The sequence below is a fragment of the Phormidesmis priestleyi ULC007 genome (assembly GCF_003003695.1).
Classification (GTDB): domain Bacteria; phylum Cyanobacteriota; class Cyanobacteriia; order Leptolyngbyales; family Leptolyngbyaceae; genus Phormidesmis_A; species Phormidesmis_A priestleyi_A.
This window is the reverse complement of the sequence record NZ_PVWG01000034.1, coordinates 1-23,211: the sequence shown is the minus strand read 5'-3', so window position 1 is coordinate 23,211 and position 23,211 is coordinate 1. Positions and strand designations below refer to the sequence as shown.

19 protein-coding genes are annotated in these 23,211 nt (G+C 48.2%); 3 read left to right on the top strand and 16 right to left on the bottom strand.

The window, feature by feature from the left end:
* Positions 1-44: 44 nt before the first annotated feature.
* Both C7B65_RS20035 and C7B65_RS20030 read right to left on the bottom strand, forming a co-directional pair.
* Positions 45-1,175, bottom strand: coding sequence for a histidine kinase (locus C7B65_RS20035; RefSeq protein WP_073074415.1), 1,131 nt, complete (start codon positions 1,173-1,175; stop codon positions 45-47).
* 250 nt (positions 1,176-1,425) lie between these two features.
* Positions 1,426-2,895: a leucyl aminopeptidase gene (locus tag C7B65_RS20030; RefSeq protein WP_073074414.1), complete on the bottom strand. Its 1,470-nt coding sequence runs from the start codon at positions 2,893-2,895 to the stop codon at positions 1,426-1,428.
* 291 nt (positions 2,896-3,186) lie between these two features.
* Between C7B65_RS20030 and C7B65_RS20025 the strand changes: the two genes are divergently transcribed.
* Complete coding sequence (locus tag C7B65_RS20025; RefSeq protein ID WP_073074413.1) at positions 3,187-5,376, top strand: lytic transglycosylase domain-containing protein; 2,190 nt, start codon at positions 3,187-3,189, stop codon at positions 5,374-5,376.
* 81 nt (positions 5,377-5,457) lie between these two features.
* On the opposite strand, the gene C7B65_RS20020 is transcribed toward C7B65_RS20025, so the two are convergent.
* The 9 genes from C7B65_RS20020 to ppsA form a co-directional block, all read right to left on the bottom strand.
* Positions 5,458-5,778, bottom strand: a complete 321-nt coding sequence (locus C7B65_RS20020; protein ID WP_073074412.1) for a hypothetical protein — start codon at positions 5,776-5,778, stop codon at positions 5,458-5,460.
* A gap of 162 nt (positions 5,779-5,940) precedes the next feature.
* On the bottom strand, positions 5,941-8,541 hold the full coding sequence (locus C7B65_RS20015; protein ID WP_073074411.1) for a phospholipid carrier-dependent glycosyltransferase: 2,601 nt from the start codon (positions 8,539-8,541) through the stop codon (positions 5,941-5,943).
* A gap of 4 nt (positions 8,542-8,545) precedes the next feature.
* Positions 8,546-8,983, bottom strand: a complete 438-nt coding sequence (locus C7B65_RS20010) for a GNAT family N-acetyltransferase (protein ID WP_073074410.1) — start codon at positions 8,981-8,983, stop codon at positions 8,546-8,548.
* A 124-nt stretch (positions 8,984-9,107) separates the two neighbouring features.
* On the bottom strand, positions 9,108-10,736 hold the full coding sequence (locus C7B65_RS20005) for a CocE/NonD family hydrolase (protein ID WP_073074409.1): 1,629 nt from the start codon (positions 10,734-10,736) through the stop codon (positions 9,108-9,110).
* Entirely contained in the window at positions 10,729-11,190 is a 462-nt protein-coding gene (locus C7B65_RS20000; protein WP_073074408.1) for a cupin domain-containing protein, read from the bottom strand. The genes C7B65_RS20005 and C7B65_RS20000 overlap by 8 nt, the downstream gene beginning before the upstream one ends.
* A 118-nt stretch (positions 11,191-11,308) precedes the next feature.
* The gene (locus C7B65_RS19995; RefSeq protein ID WP_073074407.1) at positions 11,309-12,079 is read right to left on the bottom strand and encodes a cysteine hydrolase family protein; all 771 of its coding nucleotides are present in this window, start codon (positions 12,077-12,079) and stop codon (positions 11,309-11,311) included.
* Between the two features lie 207 nt (positions 12,080-12,286).
* The gene (locus C7B65_RS19990) at positions 12,287-12,544 is read right to left on the bottom strand and encodes a peptidoglycan-binding domain-containing protein (RefSeq protein ID WP_073074406.1); all 258 of its coding nucleotides are present in this window, start codon (positions 12,542-12,544) and stop codon (positions 12,287-12,289) included.
* A gap of 35 nt (positions 12,545-12,579) precedes the next feature.
* Positions 12,580-12,765: a DUF1816 domain-containing protein gene (locus tag C7B65_RS19985; RefSeq protein WP_073074405.1), complete on the bottom strand. Its 186-nt coding sequence runs from the start codon at positions 12,763-12,765 to the stop codon at positions 12,580-12,582.
* 265 nt (positions 12,766-13,030) lie between these two features.
* On the bottom strand, positions 13,031-15,469 hold the full coding sequence (gene ppsA, locus C7B65_RS19975; RefSeq protein ID WP_073074404.1) for a phosphoenolpyruvate synthase: 2,439 nt from the start codon (positions 15,467-15,469) through the stop codon (positions 13,031-13,033).
* A gap of 349 nt (positions 15,470-15,818) precedes the next feature.
* Between ppsA and C7B65_RS19970 the strand changes: the two genes are divergently transcribed.
* The gene (locus C7B65_RS19970; RefSeq protein WP_073074403.1) at positions 15,819-16,571 is read left to right on the top strand and encodes a DUF305 domain-containing protein; all 753 of its coding nucleotides are present in this window, start codon (positions 15,819-15,821) and stop codon (positions 16,569-16,571) included.
* Positions 16,572-16,576: 5 nt separating this feature from the next.
* Entirely contained in the window at positions 16,577-16,993 is a 417-nt protein-coding gene (locus C7B65_RS19965) for a hypothetical protein (RefSeq protein ID WP_073074402.1), read from the top strand.
* Positions 16,994-17,425: 432 nt separating this feature from the next.
* On the opposite strand, the gene hypE is transcribed toward C7B65_RS19965, so the two are convergent.
* From hypE to C7B65_RS19940, 5 genes are all read right to left on the bottom strand, one after another.
* Positions 17,426-18,505, bottom strand: coding sequence for a hydrogenase expression/formation protein HypE (hypE, locus tag C7B65_RS19960; protein WP_073074401.1), 1,080 nt, complete (start codon positions 18,503-18,505; stop codon positions 17,426-17,428).
* 8 nt (positions 18,506-18,513) lie between these two features.
* Positions 18,514-19,596, bottom strand: a complete 1,083-nt coding sequence (gene hypD, locus C7B65_RS19955; RefSeq protein ID WP_073074400.1) for a hydrogenase formation protein HypD — start codon at positions 19,594-19,596, stop codon at positions 18,514-18,516.
* Positions 19,597-19,667: 71 nt separating this feature from the next.
* Complete coding sequence (locus C7B65_RS19950) at positions 19,668-20,174, bottom strand: hypothetical protein (protein WP_073074399.1); 507 nt, start codon at positions 20,172-20,174, stop codon at positions 19,668-19,670.
* Between the two features lie 59 nt (positions 20,175-20,233).
* The gene (locus C7B65_RS19945; RefSeq protein ID WP_073074398.1) at positions 20,234-21,229 is read right to left on the bottom strand and encodes a dihydroorotate dehydrogenase-like protein; all 996 of its coding nucleotides are present in this window, start codon (positions 21,227-21,229) and stop codon (positions 20,234-20,236) included.
* A gap of 1 nt (position 21,230) precedes the next feature.
* Positions 21,231-23,211, bottom strand: a 1,981-nt coding sequence (locus C7B65_RS19940; RefSeq protein ID WP_146135837.1) for a 4Fe-4S double cluster binding domain-containing protein, incomplete at its 5' end; no start/stop codon positions are given.

The following is a 23,211-nucleotide window of genomic DNA, read 5'->3' as shown; positions in this document are numbered from 1 at the left end:
ACCTTGCAACGAAGTCGTCGAATTCGCCCCAAAGAAACCTTCAGCTAGACTTTTTCAGCGGCGATAATATGCACATCAATGTTTTTAAGCGATTGCAAAAGCTGTTGAGTTAATGAACCGCGCAATAGGATTTTCCAGCGCGATTGTTGACTTTCACCGATCACAATTTGCGTGATCCGATAATCTTTGGCAACATCAGCGATCGCTCTGGCTTTATTGTGATCCGCCACTCGCACAAACTGCCCCCCAAATTCCTGACACAATCGCTCACAGGTTTCAATATGCAAACTTTCTGACTTGTTTAAAAAGCGATCGGGATTGTCTACAAATAGGCAGTAAAAAGGCGCATGCATATACCCCGAAATTCGGGCACCCCGTCGAACTAGCTGAATGGCGTTTGGGTAAGTCGAGACACACACCAACACGCGCTCATGAACATTGCAGTAGGGAGCCTCATTAGTTGAGTGGTTGCCATTTTCGATCGCACCTTCTTCAACTTGATCGGCTAACTCTCGCAGTGCCAGTTCTCTCAGGGCGATTAAATTACGACGTTGAAAAAAGTTTTGCAGCGATTGATCGATTTTTTCAGGTGCGTAAATTTTGCCATCTCTCAAGCGTTCTTCTAGCGTTTCGGGTGTGACATCGACGACGACCACTTCATCTGCCTCATCGAGCAAGCGATCGGGGACACGCTCTCTGACGACAATGCCTGTAATTCTTGCTACGAGGTCATTCAAACTCTCTAGATGCTGAATGTTGACTGTTGAAAAGACATCAATTCCAGCCGCTAAAATCACTTCGACATCCTGATAGCGCTTTTCTCGCTCAGAACCAGGGACATTTGTGTGAGCCAACTCATCGACTAACACCAGTTGAGGCTGACGAGCAATAATCGCCGGGGTGTCCATTTCAGTCAGCGTCACACCCGACCAGGTGATTTTTTGACGAGGCACCTGCTCTAAGCCAACCGCTTTGGCGATCGTTTCTTGTCGATTATGAGTTTCAAGTAGCCCAATCACAACATCCGTCCCTTCTTTCTTGAGAGAATGCCCTTCCTCTAGCATTTTGTAGGTTTTGCCCACGCCCGGAGACATGCCTATAAATACTTTATGCTTCCCACGACGAGCGGGACGAATGTAACCGCGATCGGGCGAAACATCTGGTAGGTTTTGCATCGTTTATCAGCGTAATGAACCGCTAAACCGTTTAAAGACCGTCGATGCGGCGATCGAGAATTGTGAATTATAAAACCCGAATTTGGCGTTGCGAATTGTGGGTATGAAACGACGGTAGGGATAGCGCCCCCGTGCCTACCCCTTACGCGAAGAGGGCAACCACGGGGGGATTGCCCCTACCCCAATCATGCATTCGTTCAGCAACGTCAGCGTGGCAATATCTGCAAGACGATCGCACAGCCCATTCGGATCAGCCCATCACCCAATTCACCAGCGTTCTCACACCATATCCAGTCGCGCCTGCCCCGTTATAGCCGTTTTCTTTATCCGCCCAAACCGGCCCAGCGACATCCAGGTGTGCCCAAGGAGTTTCTTTCACAAACTGCTTGAGAAACATCGCTGCACTAATTGCCCCACCCGCGCGGGCACCTGCGTTTTTCATATCGGCGATGCCAGACTTCATGCTCTCAAAATATTTCTCCTCCATCGGCATCCGCCAAAGTTTCTCGCCTGCTTGCTCTGAGGCGTGTTGAAGTTGAGTTGCCACCCCATCATCAGGACTCCACAACCCAGCGATATCGTCACCTAATGCAACCACACAGGCCCCCGTTAGCGTTGCCAGATCAACGATCGCGTCCACACCCAGTTTTTCAGTAAACACCAGTGCATCTGCCAGCGTTAACCGCCCTTCTGCATCAGTGTTGTTAATTTCAATCGTCTTCCCATTCGAGGCAGTGAGAATATCGCCGGGGTGAATGGCATGACCACTGATCATATTCTCAGCCGCAGCGACGATAAAGTGAATCTCAACATCCGGTTTGATTTGAGCGATCGCTTTTGCCGCCCCAAACGCAGCGCCCGCTCCGCCCATGTCGGTCTTCATCATCTCGATGCCGCTGCCTGCGCCTTTAATGTTTAACCCGCCCGAATCAAACGTGATCCCCTTGCCGATGATCGCCAATTTGCGTCGCGGTGTGCCATCAGGTTTATAGGTCAAGTGAATGAACTTGGGCGGCAAATCAGACGCTTGAGAGACTCCTAAAAACGCCCCCATGCCTAGCGCTTCGCATTCTTCTTTCTCTAAGATTTCGAGGTTTAAACCATATTCTTGCGCGATCGCTTGTGCAGTTTCTGCCAGAGTGATCGGCGTGACATAGTTTGCAGGTGCGGCAACCAGTTCTCGTGCTAAAAAGACACCAGAGCAAACTTTGCGGGCATGGTCGATCGCAGCGTCTTGTCCGGCTAACCCAATTAAGTCAACTTGTTCGACGTTGGGTTTGTCATCAGGTTCTGACTTAAAGCGGGTGTCTTGATAGAGCGCGAGTTCGATGCCTTCGACGATCGCTTGAGCGGTGGCCGCTGCGTCCTGATTCCAAGTAGGCAAGCTAATGCCCAAAGTTTTGCAACGTTCTTTTTTAGCCAGTTTTGCCGCCGCCGCCGCCGATCGCCTGATCCCATCTAGTTTGAGCGCGTCTGATTTGCCCAACCCCACCAAAATCAGCTTGCGAATCGGCTGTTGATTACCGACACGAGTCGAGACACTGCTGCCAGATTTGCCTTTAAAATCCATGTCAGCAATCAAGTCTTTTAGCGATCCCAAAAGCTGTTCGTCAAGGGCTGCCAAATCGCCCGTTAGCTCAACCTCATCTTCAAATAAGCCGATCGCCAGACCATCACCAGACCAGTTGAGACGCGAAGTATCTGTTGCTTGTAACTTCATTACCTAACCTTTCGTTTGGGGTTCAATGATTGATCCAGTATCGATCAAAACTGAAAGAGGTGTGGGTAAATTTTGGGGATGTGAGTAACTTTTAGAGTTCTATTTCGGTTGATCATCCAGATTGACTTGATCGAGTACCTCCACCAGTAGCAAAAAGGACTTACAATGAATTTCCAAGTGTTTTAAGATACAAAAACTCTTCATATTTATTTTTTCTTACTAGCACCTTACAGATCTTTGCTATAACTGCTAGGAGTTTTAGAAGATTTCACCCACCCTGGGAGAGAATCGATGTTGAAGCAACGAAAGATTTGGATTGTGCTGGCAGCAGGCACCGGGCTGTCAGCTTTATTGATTGGCACTTTTTTGCCGATCGAGAAACTGAAGGACGCTTCCCATCAAGCCATAGGTTTGGGATCAAATTCCACTAAACCAGAAAGCGTGGGTTCGCCGAGTACGATCGTCAGCCCGCTGATTGCTCAATCGCCTAATCAACGTGCCGCCACTCTCAAGGCAACCGCCCAAAAGTCCACGGTTTCGCTAGAGCGTAATCGGGCCCGATATCTGTTGGCAAGCGATCTGATCGCTCAGGGGCAAGGTGACAAAGCGATCGAATCACTCAAAGGTTTAGAAAAAGACTACCCGGTGCTCTCGGCGCAAGTGCTGCTGAAACGCGCCCAAGCTTACGAAGTAGCTGGAAAGCAATCGGAGACAACGGCAACCTGGCAGGAATTAGTAAAGCAATATCCCAATGATCCGGCTGCCGCAGAAGCGCTGTTTTTCTTAGGGAAGTCGAATCCTAAATATTGGGATCAAGCGATCGAGAAGTTTCCGGCGCATCCTCGATCAGTCGAAATTGCTCAACTCCGCCTCAAAAAGAATCCCAATCAGCTTGCATTGCTAATGCTGATTGTAAATCATGCAACTAATAGCGAAGGCTACACGGGGGTTCTCAATAAAATAACCGAAAAATTTGCCCCTCAGCTACAGCCCAAAGATTGGGAAGCGATCGCGTTTGGCTATTGGGAAAATCAGGTTTATGACAAAGGTGCTTTTGCCTACGCTCGTGCGCCTCAAACTGCTGTCAACGCCTATCGAGCCGCCCGCGGCCTCCATTTAAGCGGCAAACCGGGGGGAGAAGATCGCTATCGGCAGGTCGTCCAACAGTTTCCCAACTCACCCGAAGCTGGGTTAGCGCTGACTCGACTTGCGGCATTAGCAGAACAGCCCCAACTCGCGATCGCTTATCTCGATCAGGTGATTCAACACTTTCCCGATCGTGCACCTGCCGCGCTGGTCGAAAAATCTAAACAACTAGACAAACTCAACAGCAGCAAATTTGCGACTCAAGTCCGGCAACTCGTGCTAACTCAATATGCCAACACCGATGCGGCAGCAGAAATGCGCTGGGCCTATGCTCAAGAACGCGCCAAAGCCGGAGATTTTCGACTCGCAAAACAGTGGGCAGAACCGATTCTTAACAACAACCCCGATAGTGAAATCGCCGCACAAGCTGGGTTTTGGGTCGGCAAATGGACTGAGAAACTCGGCAAATCTGACGAAGCAAAAGCTATCTATCAAAAAGTGCTTGCCCAGCATTCAGACTCTTATTATGCGTGGCGATCGGCCAGTAGACTAGGCTGGAATGTTGGCGACTTTAACAGTGTGCGATCGCTCAACCCTGCTGTTAATAAACCCGCCACTCGCCCCGAACTGGTTAGCGGGTCGCCTGTTCTCAAAGAACTCTACCAGCTTGGGCAAGACCGCGATGCCTGGACTCATTGGCAGATTGAGTTCCAAGGTCGCATGGCTCCCACGATGGCAGAACAGTTTACCGATGGCGTGATGCGCTTAGGAGTCGGCGATAATCTAGACGGCATTTTTATGGTGTCCAATCTCAGCGATCGCGACAAGCCCGAAGAAAAAGAACAGTATCGATCGCTAAAGCAACAATCTGCCTACTGGCAAGCACTCTATCCGTTTCCCTATTTGCAGGAAATCGAAAATTGGTCACAGCAGCAGCAACTCAATCCGCTTTTGGTGACAGCGCTGATTCGCCAAGAGTCTCGCTTTGAGTCAAAAATTAAATCATCGGTGGGCGCAACGGGTTTGATGCAGGTGATGCCCGACACCGCAACGTTTATCGCCAGCAATATCAAACTCAAACAGTTTAAGCTCGATGACCCTAACGACAATATTCGGCTAGGCACCTGGTATCTCGATCATACTCACCTGGAGTACAACAACAATTCGATGTTGGCGGTCGCGAGTTACAACGCGGGCCCTGGCGCGGTTGGGGGTTGGCTATCCAAGGCAAAAACCCAAGACACCGATGAGTTTGTTGAGATGATTCCCTACGATGAAACTAAGGGTTATGTGAAATCAGTCTTCGGCAATTATTGGAATTATCTCCGGCTCTACAATCCTGAAATCTCGAAACAAATTTCTAAAGTGTCCTCTGAACACCCAAAGGATAGTTAAGTAGCCAACATAGAAGTTTGTGTCATAACCTTGCTCAACGATCACAGTGAAGATTTTCATAAACTGACTATATTTACTTAACTAGACAACTTTAAGTTTTGCCAAGATTTCTAAGCGTTTAAGGTAATTTTTCATGTGTTCGGCACTTTCAGTCGGAACACAACTATCATTGTATAAATAAATATTATCCATACTTGAATCACCTTTGTAAGAAAGCTTTGCCGCTGTTGCTGAACCTATCCCTTTCAATTCAACACAAATAGGATAGTCCTCATACTTGACATTTTCTCTATTTTTGAAGCCAATCGGCTTATATTCTCTGTTAAGCACCACGTATCGTCCATCATCTTGCTTTTTTAAACAGTAAGGAAGAAATACTTCTCTAAAGTCATTGAGTGCCATAAAAGATTTCTCTATGCTAGAAGTTCAAATCACTATAACAAGATGCTAGAGCAGCGAACAAAGTCTTTTTGCTTCGTTTATGCTTGGTTTATCATCGCTCAACTCTGCCGCTAGTCCTATTTCTGTCTTTGAGACAACTCTGCCCAGGATTAGTCTACCTATCTAACCCTTTTGAAACGTCCTCGCTTCCTGCCCCGCTTGAACTAGATTGCCCTGCATGAGAGCAGCAACTCCATTGAGGGCGTGTAGTTCTGGTAGGTTTGGGTTGAGTGCCAACGCCGATCGCAAAGCAGTTTGAGCCGCTTTAGGTCGAAAGTCATAGAGATTGACAAACGCCAGATAGGCATAAGCATAGGGGTTTTTGGAGTCTAATTGAGTGACTCGCTCAAAGGCAACGATCGCGCGATCGACCTGCCGAGTCAACACTGTTGCCAGTGCCAGATTATAGGCAAACTCAAGGTTTTTAGGCTCTTGCTGAAGTCGATAGGCTAACGTTTGACGCGCTTGCACTGCATAGCTTTGAGTAGGGTCATATTGATTGATGCTGCCGATTTGCTCAAAAACCCCAGGGAGCGCACTGACTCCTTTGGGGATCAGGGCAGACAGCGATCGTAGCCTTGTCACAAAATCAACCTGCGCGTCTGCAATGGCGATCGCATCAGCATTAATCTTTAACCGCACTTCTGGCACCGGAATTCTATAAGTTTCGCCTGTTTTAGAGTTGAGGTAGGTTGCCGTTAGGGTATAGCTTCCTGCGGCATTAGCAGGCGGCAACATGGCGAGTCGTTCGATGATCTGAAATTGAGCATTGTCTTTGCCCGCCTTGGGTTGCAGCATTCCTAACGCGATCGCGTGGTCATGCAGCCAGCGATTTCCGGCTTTAGTTCCATCTGTTCGACTCCAGGTAAGTAACACTAAGCCTGATTTCAACTCTTTCCAAGAGCCTGACCAGCGATAAGTGACGGGTAAAGGTTGTCCGGGTGCCGCTTGATTGGGCACTCGCACCTGCTCTAACCGTACAGGTTGTCCACCTTTAGTCTCAAGCGGTTGAACTTGCAGCGTCGGAACCTGACGATGATAGAGATAAAGCGTGCTGCGATCGGGAAGTGACCAGGTTTTTTTTAACTGAAGATCTGAGCTTTGAACGATCGTCTTCTCTAATGCAGTTAGAGCCGATGATTGGCGAATAGAACCTTGATCGCCACTTTTCGTCACAAACCAGGACAGCGATCGGGCATCTTGTTCAACTTGCTTGAGTCTTGTGCCAACTTGCCGCCCATAAACCTGAAAGTTTTGCAGCACTCCGAAATAGTTGAGGTTGTGTTGATTGAAGCTCGGTAAAGAAGGGAGTACGCCTACTGTGCTGCGGAGATAGGGATCGGTGCGAATCACTTCATCAATTACGTCTTCGTGATGCCAGTCTGCTGCCAGTGTTGCGTGATGAGAGTAAGTGCTTGACCAGAATCTAGGAACAAACTCGATCGGCATTAAGTTAAACACCATGATCAGAGTTGACAACCCAACAGCGCCCCAGCGCAAGCCACGTAAGCGATCGGGAAATAGCACCAATCCCTGTGCTAACACTACCGCTAGCACAGGCAACAAAGGCGTGATGTAGCGATCGTCTTTGTTGACGTTGAGCGAACTCAATAAATAACCGCCCGCTAAAAACACTGCAAGCCACCCTAACGATCGCCACCAACGGCGATAAATGGCTTGTCGATAGCCTCTTTTTCGCAATCCGCCGTAGTCTATTTTCTGTCGCAGCCGACCGCCTGAGATAAACCATTCACCTAAAATCACCGATCGCTTCCAATAGAGCAATAGCCCTACTAGCCCCGCGATCAGCAATGGATAAGACACGAGAGACGGCAACAGTTTGAGATAAAAAATCCAGGCAGCTAACGTGTTGAGGGGCGGATCTCCTTCCACAATGGCTGAATCGATCGTGGCGCGTTTACTAGAGGTTAAAACCAGCAGCCAATTGAGGCGATACCACGGGAGGCAGATGGTCAGCGCGATCGTCAAACTCAGCAGCAGTTGAGCCAGTTTTATCCACGCTTTTTGCCAGAGAAATGTGAATAATAACCAGGCGATCGGCACGGCTAAAAATAATAGAGCGGTTTGTTTCGTTAAGAGCGACAGCCCAAAAGCAATGCCAAAAGCGATCGACCAAATCCAGGGATAACTTGCAGGATGCAGCGTTAATCCATGAAAAGAAGGATGATTTTGAGATTTGCTCAGAGATTCACCCTTGCTAACTGCCCACATCGTTAAGGTGAAAATGCTTAAAGTCACCATAGCGACTAATGGGTAGTCGAGCAGAAAGTCTAAGCGAATTCTATAAAGTTCTGGAAACAGCAGGCAAATAGCGGCTGCCCATAGACCGACTTGGACATCAAACAACCGTGCCCCTAGCCCATAAACAGAGCCGAGCAGAATCGCGCTATAAAGCAGATTGACGATCGTAGACTGTTCGACTCCTGTGCCAAAGATCGATAAAAACGGCACGGTCGAAATGTAGACTAAAGGCGGAATTTTAGACGACAGCATCCAAAACTCTGCCCACCAGCTTTGAGAAAACCACTGAGGAGATTGCAGCGCGCGCCAATAGTTCATCGCGCCCGTGAGATAGTCAGCTTGATCCCAGCCGGGAATGGATTGGTCGATCGCAAACCAGACTCGATCGATCACGGCTCCGGTGAGCCAGATCAGTCCTAAAATCGGCAATCCTTTAATCCAGTCTGGTTTTGTCGCGCCCACTAATTCATCCCAATCGTTTGCTCATTTTAAAGTGAGGAATTCCGGCTTCTTCAAACCGATCGCCTTCAGCCTCAAACCCCAATGCCTGATAGAACTCTTTTACAGGTTCTTGGGCATGAATACGGATTTCTGAAATGTTTTTTTCACCTAAAAACTTGAGAGCGGTCTGCATGATCTGTTGACCGACTCCTTGTTTTCTGGCATCCGATAGCACTGCAAGACGTTCTAACTTTGCCGTAGATTGACTTAAAAAGCGAATTCGAGCCGTTCCGACGGGGCGATCGTCTAGAGACGCTAAAAACTGAACGGCTTCGTCATCCCGTCCGTCAAATTCTAAGGCTTCCTCAACGCCTTGCTCCTGCTGAAACACGGCGCGGCGAATTGCCCGAATGGGTGCCCAATCATCTGGCAGGTGGGCAATTTTGACGCTGAGTTGCTTCATCGAAATCGACTCCGATCGAATGGGTTTCTTGGCACAAAATCACTAATCCTCTAGTGTGACAACCTCTCAATAGTGTGTCAGCATCCGTGATTTCTGCCAATCGTAGTCGAATTTAGTGTCCCTATTAGGTTGAGATCGGCAATAAGACGCAAGAATCTTCAGTTTGCAGGGTGAGCGTGATGATTTGAGCTGCGATCGCTTTTGCCTCTCCTGGCGTGGCTCCGGTTCCCCCATTCACCGGGTAGGCAGGAAAACAGGCGGCACTCAAGCTGAGTCGAATTGCACTCCCTTTAGCAATCTGAATGCAAATAGGCTGAAGAACAATCTGCAATGGCTCGGTCACTTCGCTAGAGTTGACGCGTCGATAGCCTTGAGTGACGTTATAAACTCCGCCGTTCGGACGAACTTCAGACAGCACCGCAGATAAGTCAAAGCTGGGCATATCGGCGCTGCAATAGAGCGTGACGATCGCTTGTCCGATCACCTGCAACCCGTCATCAAAAGGCGCAGAAGTGTAGGTGAGAACATCACTTCGGCAATCAAGAGAGGCGCGATCGAACGAGCCAGACGGCGCAGACGCATGACCACCCAACGCCGGAACAGGTCGCCAAGGATCATGAACCAGTTGATCAAAGGCAGAATAATCACCCGGAGTCGAAGTTAACGAACCGTCAGCGTCCGTAAGTCCAGCCAGCCCGGTGCTGGTGAGATAGTAGGGAGTCTTAGCGTCAGTGGGAAAGCGATCGAACGATCGCCACTGGTTGCTTCCGAGTTCAAATAATTTAACGGAGGGTTCGTTCAGGAGTTCGGTGTCAATGCCTTTAAGAAATTGGTCAAACCAGCGAATTTGAGCGCGATCGCACAAGCTTGCCGCCTCTGATCCATAATCCACTGAACCTACTTTGCGACCCCAGGGCAAATGTGCCCAGGCTCCGACTAACAAATGCTGAGGATGTTGGCTACGCGCTGCCGTTGCATTGTAGAGATTTAATGTGCCGCGCATAAAGGGGTCGAACCAACCGCCAATATGCAGCATTGGCAGATCAAACGCTTCGACATAAGTTTTGGGAGATAGTCTCTGCCAATAAGGATCAGATGGGGGACGATCGAGCCAATCGTGATAAAATGAATCTGCTGCCAACTCACTCATAATCGCGGGACGAGCCGGAACAGGATCGTGCAGCGGCAAGTTTCTCGCGGCATCAGAAAGCGCTAAAAATGTCGCTTCGTCTGCTTTGAGTCGTGCCGTTTCTGCCGCAACTTGGATCGCCCATCCTAAATTTGCTTGCAGACAAAACGCCCCGCCCTCATAAGCCCAATCGTGATAGAGGTCATAGCCCAACATCGCGGGGCACAACGCCTTGAGCGCAACGGGACGTTTCACCGCCGCATAGAGTTGAGTCATGCCCTGATAGGAAAACCCATACATTCCCACCACGCCACTGCTCTGAGGAAGCGCTGCCGCCCAATTCACCGTGTCGTAGCCATCTTCGATCTCATCTTCAAACAGCCAAAATTCTCCTTCAGAAGTGCCGCGACCCCGCACATCTTGAATGACCACAATGTAGCCGTGAGCCGCATACCAGATCGGGTGAGCATACACGATCGTAGACGCGATCGCCCGCCCATAAGGTTGCCGCATCAGCAGCACCGGAAACGGGCCAACTGCATCGGGATAGTAAACATCTGCATCCAAACGCACGCGATCGCGCGTCTGCATCGAATGCGTCTGCTTAGGCAACACTTTAAACATGAGAAAGTTTGGGAACGGGAGTGCGCCGCAAAACTGCCATATCTTCTTCGTCTAGCTCAACCCGAACGCCACTGCGAATCAGTTCGGCAAAGTCTTCGTTTGGCACCATAAAACACAGAGCATAAAGTCGCTCAGAGCCAGTGTTTTTGACTTGGTGAATGCCCGTCGGCGGAACGAGAAGACTGTCACCCGCCTGAATCGGCACTTCTTTGCCATCACAAATGGCGATGCCTTGCCCTTTGAGGACAAAAAACATCTCGATCGCCATTTGATGACGATTAGGCGGCGTTTTTCCACCAACATCAAAAATTTCCACACAGAATGTCATCGAAAAATTGGCGATCGCGGGGTCAAACACGATCGCCAACCGATTTGAATCTTGAGGGCTAATGCGATAAGCCTGATAATCTTGCGGAGATTTGACTACAGCGATTACACAACTGTCTTCGAGCATGAGAGTCTCCTCTAAGAGTGGCGAATAGTCTGATCTCAGCCTCTTATATTTAACTTGTTTGCCAATTCTGATACAATCCGCCCGAATGTTGAGGTAAGGACATGGCAGTGTCGTGCCCCTATTTTGCGATCGCACTCAAAATCGCCTCAGATTCGGTGACAAACCCAAAGCATTGTTTGACGTTATACAAGGTAGCTTGCCAACAAAAATCAGGCGAAGTCGTGGCAGTGCAGTCTTTGATTAAACAACAGTCATAGCCTAAAAAGTTCGCGTCTTGTAAGGTTGTCATGACGCACTGATCAGCATTTACCCCTGCAAAAAAGAGCGTCGTTTTGCCCAAGTTGCGGAGAATGCTATCGAGTGGCGTGTCCCAAAAGCCACTCATACGATACTTATTCACACAGACATCTTCGGGCGCTTGGGTTAGCTCATCGACGACAGCGGCTCCCCAACTTCCTGCCATCAGCACTGGCGCTTGATTGCGAGGTAATGGATCACCCAACCCAATGCCCGACCCAGTGGGATTGTAGACGTGAAGAGCCGCCGCACTAATGTTGAGCAAATCAGGACGATTGCCCCAGTTGACCCAAATTACAGGCACTTGCTGACTTCGCAGCCCTGGTAAGAATCGTTGGAGTGGCGCGATCGGAGTTCTGGCTGGGGTGACATCGACCCCAATGTGCGCCAACCAGCCATCCGCATGACAAAAATCGTTCTGCATATCGATCACCAGAATTGCGGCTTTGGCTAGATCAAGGCGCAGCGTTTTGGTGTCTGTGGCGATCGCGATCGGCTTTGGCTCTAAAGGCGGTCGGGTAATATCGGCGGTGGCTGCATCGACTGCCCAAGCGTTGGGGGCAACTCCTAGAGTTTTTAGAGATAGCTTCATTGGGCAATAGATTAGGTATTAGATTCCTTACCCCGATCAACATCTAATATCACTATTTTTCCAAAGATTCAATGGTTAAAGTTGAAAGAGCTAGAGAAACTCTTTTATAAAGATGCTGGAAAAGTGTTTGATTTCTTGATTGAGTTGATGAATTACGATGCGAAATGTATGAGTTCTAGTTGAAGCAATGACGGAGCGATCGTCAAGTTAACAAACATGATCTAGGGCTTGCCAAGTTTCTAAATCAACGCTGCCCGTCAGCGACAGTTCTTGAGAAAATTGAAATCTGTAAACTGCGGTGTGGGTGCGACTGCCGAAGCTGCCATCGATCGCCCCTGGATTAAAGCCTCGCTGTTGCAAGCTATACTGCAAGTCAATGACATCAGTTCCAGTTGAGCCTTGCCGCAAAAAAGCGATCGGGCAGCTACTAGGGGGTGCAGTGTAACGGCGCACTGAGTTTGACATGATAGCTCTCTAATTAAAAAGTTGTTAGGCTAACGCTACTTGATCAAGGCAACAATGTCTCTCGCTTCGTTGTTATACAGAGCTTCAATATGTGCGCCTCTAGAAGTCTTCGCCTCTTCTCGACTGTTGAAGGGGGCCAGGTAATAAATTTTCTGGGGAAAAGAGGTGTAGACTTCTACCCACCAAGATAACGTAGATTGATGCGGCGACAACGAGTTCATCGGAGATACCTGTAGTTTCTAAGCCTGGTTCAAAGCGATCGAGTTTGAAAGACTTCTGTGATGCAAAGAATACAAGAGAGAACTTTCCGCTTGTCTATCTTCTAATTCAAAAACGACTTCAGGAGATGATGGAGCGCAAAAACCGCTACTATGTCGAATCGATCCAAACCATTACCCCCCAGGATGTTTTTCCAGGAGTCGTTGAGCTATTGGAATGTGAAGCTGCAACAAGAAATTAACAAACGAGTGGTGTAAAACTCTCCAATTAGATTTCACCTGCTTCAACCGCCGCAATTTCCAGCAGTGTTTTGAGGACAGAATCTGGGTTGAGGCTGATAGAATCAATGCCGTGCTCAACTAGGAAGCGAGCAAACTCAGGATAGTCGCTGGGAGCTTGACCACAAATACCAATTTTGCGATCGCATCGTTTTGCAGTGACGATCGCTTGCTGAATCATGCGTTTCACAGCGTTATTCCGTTCATCAAACAAATGGGCAACGAGGGATGAATCGCGATCGAGTCCGAGCGTTAACTGCGTCAGATCATTCGAGCCGATGGAAAACCCATCAAAGACTTGGCTGAACTCATCTGCTAGCATCACATTACTGGGTAACTCGCACATGACATAGACTTTTAGACCGTTTTCACCTCGCGTCAGACTATGTTTTGCCATCTCAGCCAACACACATTTTCCTTCTTCAGGTGTGCGGCAGAAAGGGATCATCAAAATCACGTTGGTTAAACCCATCTCATCCCGCACGCGCTTCATGGCGTAACATTCCAGGGCAAAGCCATCTCGATAGCGATCGTCATAGTAACGAGATGCTCCACGCCAGCCCATCATCGGGTTCTCTTCATGCGGCTCAAACTGCCTGCCACCGATCAGATTGGCGTATTCGTTGCTTTTAAAGTCAGACATCCGAACAATGACAGGTTTGGGATAAAAGGCAGCGGCGATCATGCCCATACCCTGTGCTAATTTGTCTACAAAGAATTGCGCTTTATCCTCATACTGAGACGTTAACTCAGTAATCTTGTCTCGATCAGGTTCATTCTCTAACTGATCAAAGTACAACAGTGCCAGTGGATGCACCTGAATTTGATTCGCAATGATAAATTCCATGCGGGCTAAGCCAACGCCATCACTCGGGATCGCAGAGAGACCAAAGGCTTCCTCAGGATTACCCACATTCATCAGAATTTGGGTGCGGGTGCGGGGTAATGTTTCCAAGGGGATTTCCTTGACACTGAAGGATAATAAGCCCTCGTAAACTCGCCCTTCTTCACCCTCAGCACAAGAAACGGTAAGCGCCTGTCCCGGTTGCAAAACAGTGGTCGCGTTGCCACACCCGACGATCGCCGGAATGCCCATTTCTCTGGCAATAATGGCAGCATGGCAGGTACGCCCGCCCTGATTGGTGACGATTGCACTGGCTCGTTTCATAATCGGTTCCCAATCCGGGTCAGTCCGGTTTGTCACCAATACTTCACCCGCTTGAAATTGATCAATGTTGTGGCTATCCAGAATGACTCTGGCTTTGCCCTGACCAATCATTTCACCGACCGCACGTCCCTTCACTAAAGCGCTGCCTTTTTCTTTCAGTTCGTAGCTCCGCAGAACGTTTTGCATCTTCTGCGATTGCACTGTTTCTGGACGGGCTTGCACAATAAAGAGATCATTCGTGATGCCATCTTTTGCCCATTCAATGTCCATTGGTGTGTAGAGACCACGAACGGTGGAGTAGTGGTCTTCAATCTCACAGGCCCACCGTGCCAGGGTCAAAATCTCATCATCGCTAATGGCAAATTGCCGTCGCTGTTCTAGCGGTACGGGAACATTCTTGGTGAACTTAGAGCCGCCCACGTCATAAATCATTTTGATTTCTTTGCTGCCCAGCCGCTTCTCTAAAATGGGTCGGAATCCCTGCTTCAGTGTTGGTTTGAACACTAAATATTCATCGGGATTGACAGCACCCTGCACCACGGTTTCACCTAAGCCGTAGGCAGCGGTAATCAAAGCCGCATCTTTGAAGCCTGTTTCGGTGTCGATCGAAAACATCACGCCTGAAGTTGCCAGATCAGAGCGCACCATCTTTTGCACACCGACTGAAAGGGCGACATTAAAGTGATCGAAACCCTTGGTTTGCCGATAGGAAATGGCGCGATCGGTAAAAATCGAGGCAAAACACTTATGACAGGCTTCTAATACGCTGTTGCTGCCATGCACATTCAAATAGGTTTCCTGCTGTCCAGCAAAGCTAGCATCGGGCAAGTCTTCTGCCGTAGCGCTAGAACGCACTGCCACGTCTGTATCCGCACCATAACATTCACACAACGTTTGATAGCCCTGGATAATGGCGGCTTGCAACTCATCGGAAAACGGTGTTTGAAGGATGAGCGATCGTGCCTGCTGTCCCACCTGCTGTAGACTCGGCATGTCCTCAACATCCAGAGCTGCAAAGAGGTGGCGGAGCTTTTCTTCTAGTCCTGCAACCTTAATAAAGTGACGGTAGGCATAAGCCGTTGTCGCAAAGCCATCAGGAACGTTAATGCCTTTCGGAGAGAGTTGTTGCAGCATTTCTCCCAGGGATGCATTTTTGCCGCCCACGATCGGGATATCTGTAATGCCAACATCCCTTAGAGGTAATACAAATGCTTGTGCCTTTCCGTACAGAGATGATTGGGCAATTGTTGTTTGCACCATAAAATTTTTTCTCCAACTATTAAGAGCATTAATGGAGTGTTGAAGAGTGTTGGATATTGCCTTTATAGCGGTTCCCGCATGAATGAAGTACATCAGATCCTTACTGCACAGGCATTATAGATGCGATGCCGTACCTCACTCTAGTGAAAACTGCTATATCTCTGAAGCTCCATCCCTTGATTATAAAAAAAGAGTCTGAGGAACTTGTGAGTATGGGCGATCGCACCCAAGTAATGCTGCAAATATAAAAATATGTAACTGCAAAACAGGGCTAACCACTTTCTCCTCACAGGTTCCTCAAATTTGAGCGCTAGGCTGAAATTGGATAGATTGAAAGGGAGTCAGCAGCATGAAAGCGAACAAACTTAGCCATCAGAAACCACTCTTGTATGGTCTGATCGGATTGACTATGGGTGCAGTTTTGGCATCACTGATTGTTTATAACGTCAGACCCAAACCGCCATCTTCTGTGAATTCGTCCACTGTTCCAGGAAATATATCAGCTAGAGAAGTCATTTCTCCCCAAAGTTCTCCGACCAGCGCTCCAACATCTATTCCTCGAATGCCAGGGATGATGGCTCAAGCAGATCAACACTTCATTGTGATGATGATTCCTCATCATGAAGACGCAGTGGCAATGGCAGATTTAGCGCTCAGTCGGGCACAGCATCCTGAACTCAAAGCGCTGGCTAAAGCCATTAAAACTACACAAACGCAGGAAATCCAGCAGATGCAAGCCTGGTATAAACAGTGGTACGGTGCAGATGTTCCTGCTTGGTCTGCTGGAATGGGAATGGGGATGATGCGGCGTAATGGAGTAGCATCACCCTCCCAACGACCTGGAATGATGGGTAGAGGACAGGTGGGCAAGGGATCGATGGGTACAGATCTCAATGCTTTAGAGAACGCTGCGGACTTTGATCGGGAATTCATTGTGCAAATGATTCCTCATCATCAGATGGCAATCATGATGTCTACGATGGTGGCGAATAGTGCGAAGCATCCTGAAATTCGTGCTCTGGCTCAATCGATCGCTCGCAGTCAAAGTGCTGAGATCGAACAAATGCAGCAATGGTATCAAACCTGGTATCCACAAAGGTGAAAGTAATGATAGTCTGGCTCAAAGGGGTTGTCGTTTGGTTTGTGATCATCCTTGCCGAAACGCTACATGGCACGGCTCGAACGTTATGGCTTGCGCCCCTAATTGGCGATCTCCCAGCTCGTCAAGTCTCGTTTTTTACAGGTGTTGTTTTGATATTAGCCATCGCTACTCTCTTTGTGCCATGGCTTCAGGCATCACGGTCTCAATTGTTAAAAATTGGCGTGTTGTGGGCGGTCTTAACCCTGGCATTTGAGGTTGGCTTAGGACGATTAATTTTAGGCTATTCCTGGGAACGGATTCTGTCTGACTATAATTTGTCTCAGGGTGGCTTAATGGTAATCGGACTTGTTATTCTCACCTTTGCGCCGCTAATTGCTGCGAAGCTACGCAATACCTTAACCAATCGAAAACAGAACGCCTAGATAAACATCGCTGGGATGATGGGAGGTCTTCGTAATCAAAGGTATTTTGATTAGTATTGGGATTCTACTTGCAGCGTTTATGTTGCTTTGCTCAGAAGTATATCAGAACTATCGCTTCGTTTGTAAGAAATTGGTTATTTTTTGCCTGTCTTGCTTGTTCTCCAGCGATGGTGAAGACCACAAACAAGACGGCAAAAAATAACCCTGGCTTTCATCCCACACCATACGCTTCGTTGGTGTGGGGATTCCCGCCGAACTAGCTAACGCCCGTTTTAGTTCACGCGAATCAGGGTTACTCTGGATGAATTCAGTGAGTTCGTTCATGGATAAATTGACAGCACTAACTGGAGAATGTAAAGCAGTTTATCACTTTCGCCCGCTTTCACAAATCATTTAGGATTGCTATATCCTTAAAAGAGAAAGCTGTGTGCCTCAGCAGATGCGGGGTAGTTGTTCACCGCTTAACATATCGACGATGCGTTGAACACCAATTTTACTGGTCATTTTCACAATGCCTGATGACTTTTCTGTGACATAACCAATGATGCATGGATTGATGTCTGATAGGTTTGAGTTTTCTTTTTCAATCTTATGTGAACGCATGATTCCTAAAGCCTGTTCAGCGTCTTTTGTGGGTATAAAAGCAACGAATCGTCCTTCGTTGGCAACATAAAGCGGGTCAAAGCCCAAAATTTCGCAGGCACCTTGAACATCTTCGCGGACGGGGATTTGGGTTTCCACGATCGCAATTTCCATCCCTGCGACTTCAGCAATTTCATTCAGCGCACTGGCTAACCCACCACGGGTCAAATCTCTCATGCAGTGGATTTCAATTCCGGCTGCTAGAAGCTGAAGCACTAAATCGGCAAGGGGGGCAGAATCGCTCTCGATCGTGGTTTCAAACTCTAGCCCTTCACGAACCGCCATAATAGCAATGCCGTGTCGTCCAATATCGCCATTTAAGATCACAACATCACCGGGCTGAACGCTCTGAGGTGCAATGATTTGGGGATATTCAATGATGCCAATGCCAGCCGTGTTGACAAAAATACCGTCGCCCTTACCGTTATCTACAACCTTTGTATCACCTGTGACGATCTGCACATTCGCGGCTTGAGCGGCTTGCTGCATCGACTGTACAATTCGCCATAGCGTTTCCATTGGCAACCCCTCTTCCAAAATGAAGCCAGCACTCAGATAAAGGGGACGCGCCCCGACCATTGCCAAATCATTCACCGTACCATTCACTGCCAGAGAGCCAATATCGCCACCGGGAAAGAACAAGGGACGAACCACATAAGAATCTGTTGTGAAGGCTAAGTTTTGACCATTGAGGGCGATCGCCGCCGCATCCTGCCGGACATTCAGTGTTGCATTGCTAAACGCTGGTACAAACATTTGTTCAATTAACTGATGCATCAACTTGCCGCCACCTCCATGTGCTAGCAAAACTGTTGGATATTGCTGAATCGGAATGGGGCAGGACAGCGTAAAGTTGGGGTTCATGCTCATAGTCAATATCAGGGGCGGTAGCGATAATAAGCGGCACAGGCTCCTTCAGAAGATACCATCGGCGCACCGAGGGGATGTTCGGGTGTGCAACGAGTGCCAAAGGCGGAACATTCGTGCGGTTTCTTCACGCCCTGGAGAATCAATCCACTGATACATTCGGTGGCTTCTGTCGCGGTGTCAGTGGAGAGGTTAAACCGCTTGAGTGCGTCAAAGTCAGCATAGGCATCCTGCAATCCCAAGCCACTGTAAGGAATTTCACCAATGCCGCGCCATTGCCGGGGCACGATCGCAAACACATCGCGCATCAGTTTTTGAGCCACCTCATTTCCCGATGGGCGCACAGAACGGGCATATTGATTTTCGACCTGTGCCTGTCCGTGTTCTAGCTGCTGGATGCACAGATACAAGCCCTGGAGAATATCTACGGGTTCAAACCCTGTCACCACAATGGGAACCTGATAGGTCTGGGCGATCGCCTCATACTCGCCGTAGCCCATTACTGTACAAACATGTCCTGCGGCTAAAAAGCCCTGTACTTTGTTCTGAGGTGAGGACAGGATCGCTGCCATTGCGGGGGGAACCAGAACATGAGAGACGAGTAGGGAAATATTTTGAATACCTTGCTGGTGTGCTTGATAAACCAACATCGCAGTTGCAGGAGCAGTGGTTTCAAACCCAACGGCAAAAAATACGATTTGTTTTGTGGGATTTGCCTGAGCGATGTTGATCGTATCTAGAGGGGAATACACAATCCGAATATCACCCCCTTTGGCTTTAACCGTGAGTAAATCCGCATGGCTACCGGGTACGCGCAGCATATCGCCAAAAGAACAGAAGATGACATTAGGGAGGGATGCGATCGCAATTGCCTGATCAATCAACTCGATCGGCGTAACACAGACGGGACAACCGGGACCGTGAATCAGCGTAATCTCGTTTGGCAACAATTCGTCAACGCCAAATTTGACGATCGAGTGAGTCTGTCCGCCACAGATTTCCATGATCGTCCAGGGTTGCGTGGTGATCTGGGCGATCGCCCTTGCATACTGTTGGGCAGTGGCTGCATCCCGGTATTCATCGACGAATTTCATTGAGACCTCTTTACAGTGAAGGGGAATTCAAGGCTTTCTGTCAAAAGCATAAAGTAATCAAAATGATCTACTTATTTATTCTCTTCAATCTTCACTTTTGGGTCAATATGTAATTTATTTCTTTTTCTAATTGTGAATCTTTCCCATCCACTATAGCCATAAGTTTCGTCAAGTTTTTGCTTCACGATATCTAAAGTAGAGAGTAATTTCTCAGTCTTTTCTTGACAACGACTTTGTTCATACACTCGAACTCCATGAACTAATTTATTTCGCATCTCTGCCGATTGTTTAATCTGGCTCCATTCTCGTTCACCGATTACTTTGATTAGTGTCTTACCACTTGGCTCATAAAACTCCCAATATATTTTAATCGCTTCTAAACCATTGATTTTCCCAATCAATTTTTCAGCAACTTTACTGGTAAATCCAGCCGATACAATAATTTTTCTAAGAGTACGTCTTAACATTTTCTCTGTCGTAAATACAGAGGTGACCAAAGCTTCTGCATGATGCCCATGCTGCATTAGAGAGTTTATTCTATTTTTTGCCTCTTCATAGCCAAGCGTGATTGGATACATATCTTCGATTTTTATGAGTTGAATAAATCAAATTTAATAATACTCTTTTTTTGTAAAATTCAGAGCCGTTTATAAGTTTGGAGCGATCGCATATATTGAGCACGTTCAAACGCACTCGGATTTGGGCAATTTTGTTGACTCATGCTCCCTTGTAGTTGCTGAACTGATTCGTATTCGTATTGCTCCATCCACTCCCGCATTTCCTGTTCAATCACGCGAATCTGCTGAATACCGTGTTGCAACAGCACTGAGCAGAGCATAGTAATATTCGCGCCTGCCATTAACATTTTCAGCACATCCTGTCCGCTATGAATGCCGCTAGTGGCGGCTAAACTGGCGTTGACGTGACCGTAGAGAATCGCCATCCAACGGAGTGGCAACCGCATCGACTGTGGTGTACTCAAGAGCACATTTGGTTCTACTTCTAGTGTTTCTAAATTGATATCGGGCTGATAAAATCGATTGAATAAGACCAGTCCATTCGCACCTACCTGATCTAAACGCTGCGCCATATTTGCCAGGTTGGTGAAGTAGGGGCTGAGTTTGATCGCAACCGGAATCGTGACCGCTGCTTTTACCGATTGAAGAATGTCAATATAAGTCTGTTCAATTTGCGCTCCGGTCAGATTCATATCAGTTGGCACGTAATACACATTCAATTCCAGCGCATCGGCTCCTGCTTGTTCAATTTGCTTGGCGTAGTTTGTCCAACCACCCACAGAGGAACCATTCAAACTGGCAATGATCGGAATGTTGACCTTCTCCTTTGCCTTGCAAATATGGTCAAGATAAGTTTCTGAATCCACCCGAAAACTGCCCAATTCGGGGAAATAGGTGAGCGCTTCAGAAAAACTCTCAGTCCCGTAGGTCAAATGGTGGTGCAGTTCGTAGCGTTCCAGCCGCAACTGTTCCTCAAACAAGGAATGCATCACTACGGCAGCGGCTCCCGCATCTTCCATGAGTTGGATGTTGTCGATGTTTTCTGAAAGCGGGGACGAGGAGGGGACGAGGGGCGATCGCAACGTCAATCCCATATAGGTTGTAGTCAAATCCATTTCAGTCCTCCCTTGCAGTCTGGGTTGGTCGGGCAGCTAGATATTGATACATCTGCCAGCGCGTGTTGACATCCTGTTGCGCTTCCTCTAACAGGCGTTTTGCGGCTTCTGGCTGGCTTTTGGTCAACATCTTGAACCGATTTTCTAGATACATCGATCGCTCCAGGGGAATCTTGGGTGCATGGGAATCGAGTTGCAGTGGGTTGGCTCCCTGTTGGCGGCGATCGGGATGGTAGCGATAGAGCAGCCACCGCCCAGAATCAACTGCTGCTTTTTGATTCTGCATGGCGGTACTCATATCAATGCCGTGGGCGATGCAATGGCTGTAAGCAATGATCAGCGAGGGACCATCATACGCCTCGGCTTCCAGGAAGGCTTTGAGCGTGTGTTCATCTCTGGCTCCCATTGCTACACTGGCAACGTAGACATTGCCATAGGTCATGGCGATTAAACCCAGATCTTTTTTGGGTGCAGGTTTGCCGCCTGCTGCAAATTTGGCAACGGCTCCACGCGGGGTGGATTTGGACATCTGCCCGCCTGTGTTGGAGTACACTTCGGTATCCAAAACCAGAACATTGACATTTCGACCGCTTGCCAAAACGTGATCTAAGCCACCAAAGCCAATGTCATACGCCCAACCATCGCCACCAATAATCCAGACACTCTTTTTGACGAATAGATCAGCGAGGGATTTTAGGTTTTGGATTTTGGATTTTAGAGTGTTATCAGATATTTGCTCAAGCAGAGTTTGAATCCCTTCCTTGAGCAATGCCACGCGATCGCGCTGTTCGTAGATGTCGGCTTCATCGTGTTGAGTTGCATTCAGAATGGCATTCACTAATTCTTCTCCCAGTTCGGAGGCTAATTGCTGAAGCAGTTCACTAGCAAATTCGCGTTGTTTATCAATAGAGACGCGAAAACCTAGACCAAACTCAGCATTGTCTTCAAACAGGGAATTCGACCAGGCGGGGCCACGTCCTTCAGCGTTGTGAGTCCAGGGTGTGGTGGGTAAGTTGCCGCCGTAGATAGAAGAACAGCCTGTAGCGTTGGCAATCAGGGCGCGATCGCCAAACAATTGACTCACTAATTTGAGGTAAGGGGTTTCTCCACATCCGGCACAGGCTCCCGAAAACTCAAACAGCGGTTCTTGCATTTGCTGCTGACTGATTTTGTGGAGATTGAGCGATGGGCGATCGGGGTTGGGTAAATCCAAGAAAAAGTCCCAATTGCTGCGTTCTGACTCGCGCAGGGGTGGCTGTGGGTTCATATTGATTGCCTTCAAGCGCGGCTGCGATTTGTTCTTGGCAGGGCAAACATCGACACAAATGCCACAGCCTGTACAATCTTCTACAGCAACCTGAATTGTAAACTTCAACCCCTGCCAATCGTGATCTCTGGCGTTTGTATGTTTGAAGGTTTCTGGCGCAGTTTCCAATGCTTCTACGTCGTAGACTTTACTGCGAATCACACTATGAGGACAGACCATCACACACTTGCCACATTGCACACAAACATCGGTGTCCCACACTGGAATTTCTTGGGCAATATTGCGCTTTTCATACTTTGCCGTACCTGTAGGATAGGTGCCGTCTACAGGTAAAGCACTCACGGGAAGACGATCGCCACATCCCGCGATCATTTTGCCTAAAACTTCGCGCACAAACGGGGGTGCAGTATCCGCTACAGGGGGCTTGATTGAAGGTGTGGGGTGTGGAGTGTGGAGTGTAGTTTGGACATTCACTTCATGGAGGTTTTCCAGCGTTTGATCAACAGCATTCAGATTCATCTGGACGATTTCATCGCCTTTTTTGCGGTAGGTTTTTTCGATCGATCGTTTGATGTGGGCGATCGCGTCCTCTTTCTCCAAAACTCCAGACACCGCAAAGAAACAAACCTGCATCACAGGGGTGCGACCTTTATTTGATACCCTTAGAGCGCAATGGAAAAGCCATATTGATTCAGCTTGTTCCAGAATTGATCCC

Coding starts and splice junctions, on each gene's coding strand:
- C7B65_RS19970 (WP_073074403.1), top strand. CDS start 15,819: ATGAAAGCGAACAAACTTAGCCATCAGAAACCACTCTTGTATGGTCTG.
- C7B65_RS19950 (WP_073074399.1), bottom strand. CDS start 20,174: ATGTATCCAATCACGCTTGGCTATGAAGAGGCAAAAAATAGAATAAAC.
- C7B65_RS19990 (WP_073074406.1), bottom strand. CDS start 12,544: ATGTCAAACTCAGTGCGCCGTTACACTGCACCCCCTAGTAGCTGCCCG.
- C7B65_RS19985 (WP_073074405.1), bottom strand. CDS start 12,765: ATGAACTCGTTGTCGCCGCATCAATCTACGTTATCTTGGTGGGTAGAA.
- C7B65_RS20005 (WP_073074409.1), bottom strand. CDS start 10,736: ATGTTTAAAGTGTTGCCTAAGCAGACGCATTCGATGCAGACGCGCGAT.
- ppsA (WP_073074404.1), bottom strand. CDS start 15,469: ATGGTGCAAACAACAATTGCCCAATCATCTCTGTACGGAAAGGCACAA.
- C7B65_RS20030 (WP_073074414.1), bottom strand. CDS start 2,895: ATGAAGTTACAAGCAACAGATACTTCGCGTCTCAACTGGTCTGGTGAT.
- C7B65_RS20020 (WP_073074412.1), bottom strand. CDS start 5,778: ATGGCACTCAATGACTTTAGAGAAGTATTTCTTCCTTACTGTTTAAAA.
- C7B65_RS20000 (WP_073074408.1), bottom strand. CDS start 11,190: ATGCTCGAAGACAGTTGTGTAATCGCTGTAGTCAAATCTCCGCAAGAT.
- C7B65_RS20010 (WP_073074410.1), bottom strand. CDS start 8,983: ATGAAGCAACTCAGCGTCAAAATTGCCCACCTGCCAGATGATTGGGCA.
- hypD (WP_073074400.1), bottom strand. CDS start 19,596: ATGAAATTCGTCGATGAATACCGGGATGCAGCCACTGCCCAACAGTAT.
- C7B65_RS19965 (WP_073074402.1), top strand. CDS start 16,577: ATGATAGTCTGGCTCAAAGGGGTTGTCGTTTGGTTTGTGATCATCCTT.
- hypE (WP_073074401.1), bottom strand. CDS start 18,505: ATGAGCATGAACCCCAACTTTACGCTGTCCTGCCCCATTCCGATTCAG.
- C7B65_RS20025 (WP_073074413.1), top strand. CDS start 3,187: ATGTTGAAGCAACGAAAGATTTGGATTGTGCTGGCAGCAGGCACCGGG.
- C7B65_RS20035 (WP_073074415.1), bottom strand. CDS start 1,175: ATGCAAAACCTACCAGATGTTTCGCCCGATCGCGGTTACATTCGTCCC.
- C7B65_RS19945 (WP_073074398.1), bottom strand. CDS start 21,229: ATGGATTTGACTACAACCTATATGGGATTGACGTTGCGATCGCCCCTC.
- C7B65_RS19995 (WP_073074407.1), bottom strand. CDS start 12,079: ATGAAGCTATCTCTAAAAACTCTAGGAGTTGCCCCCAACGCTTGGGCA.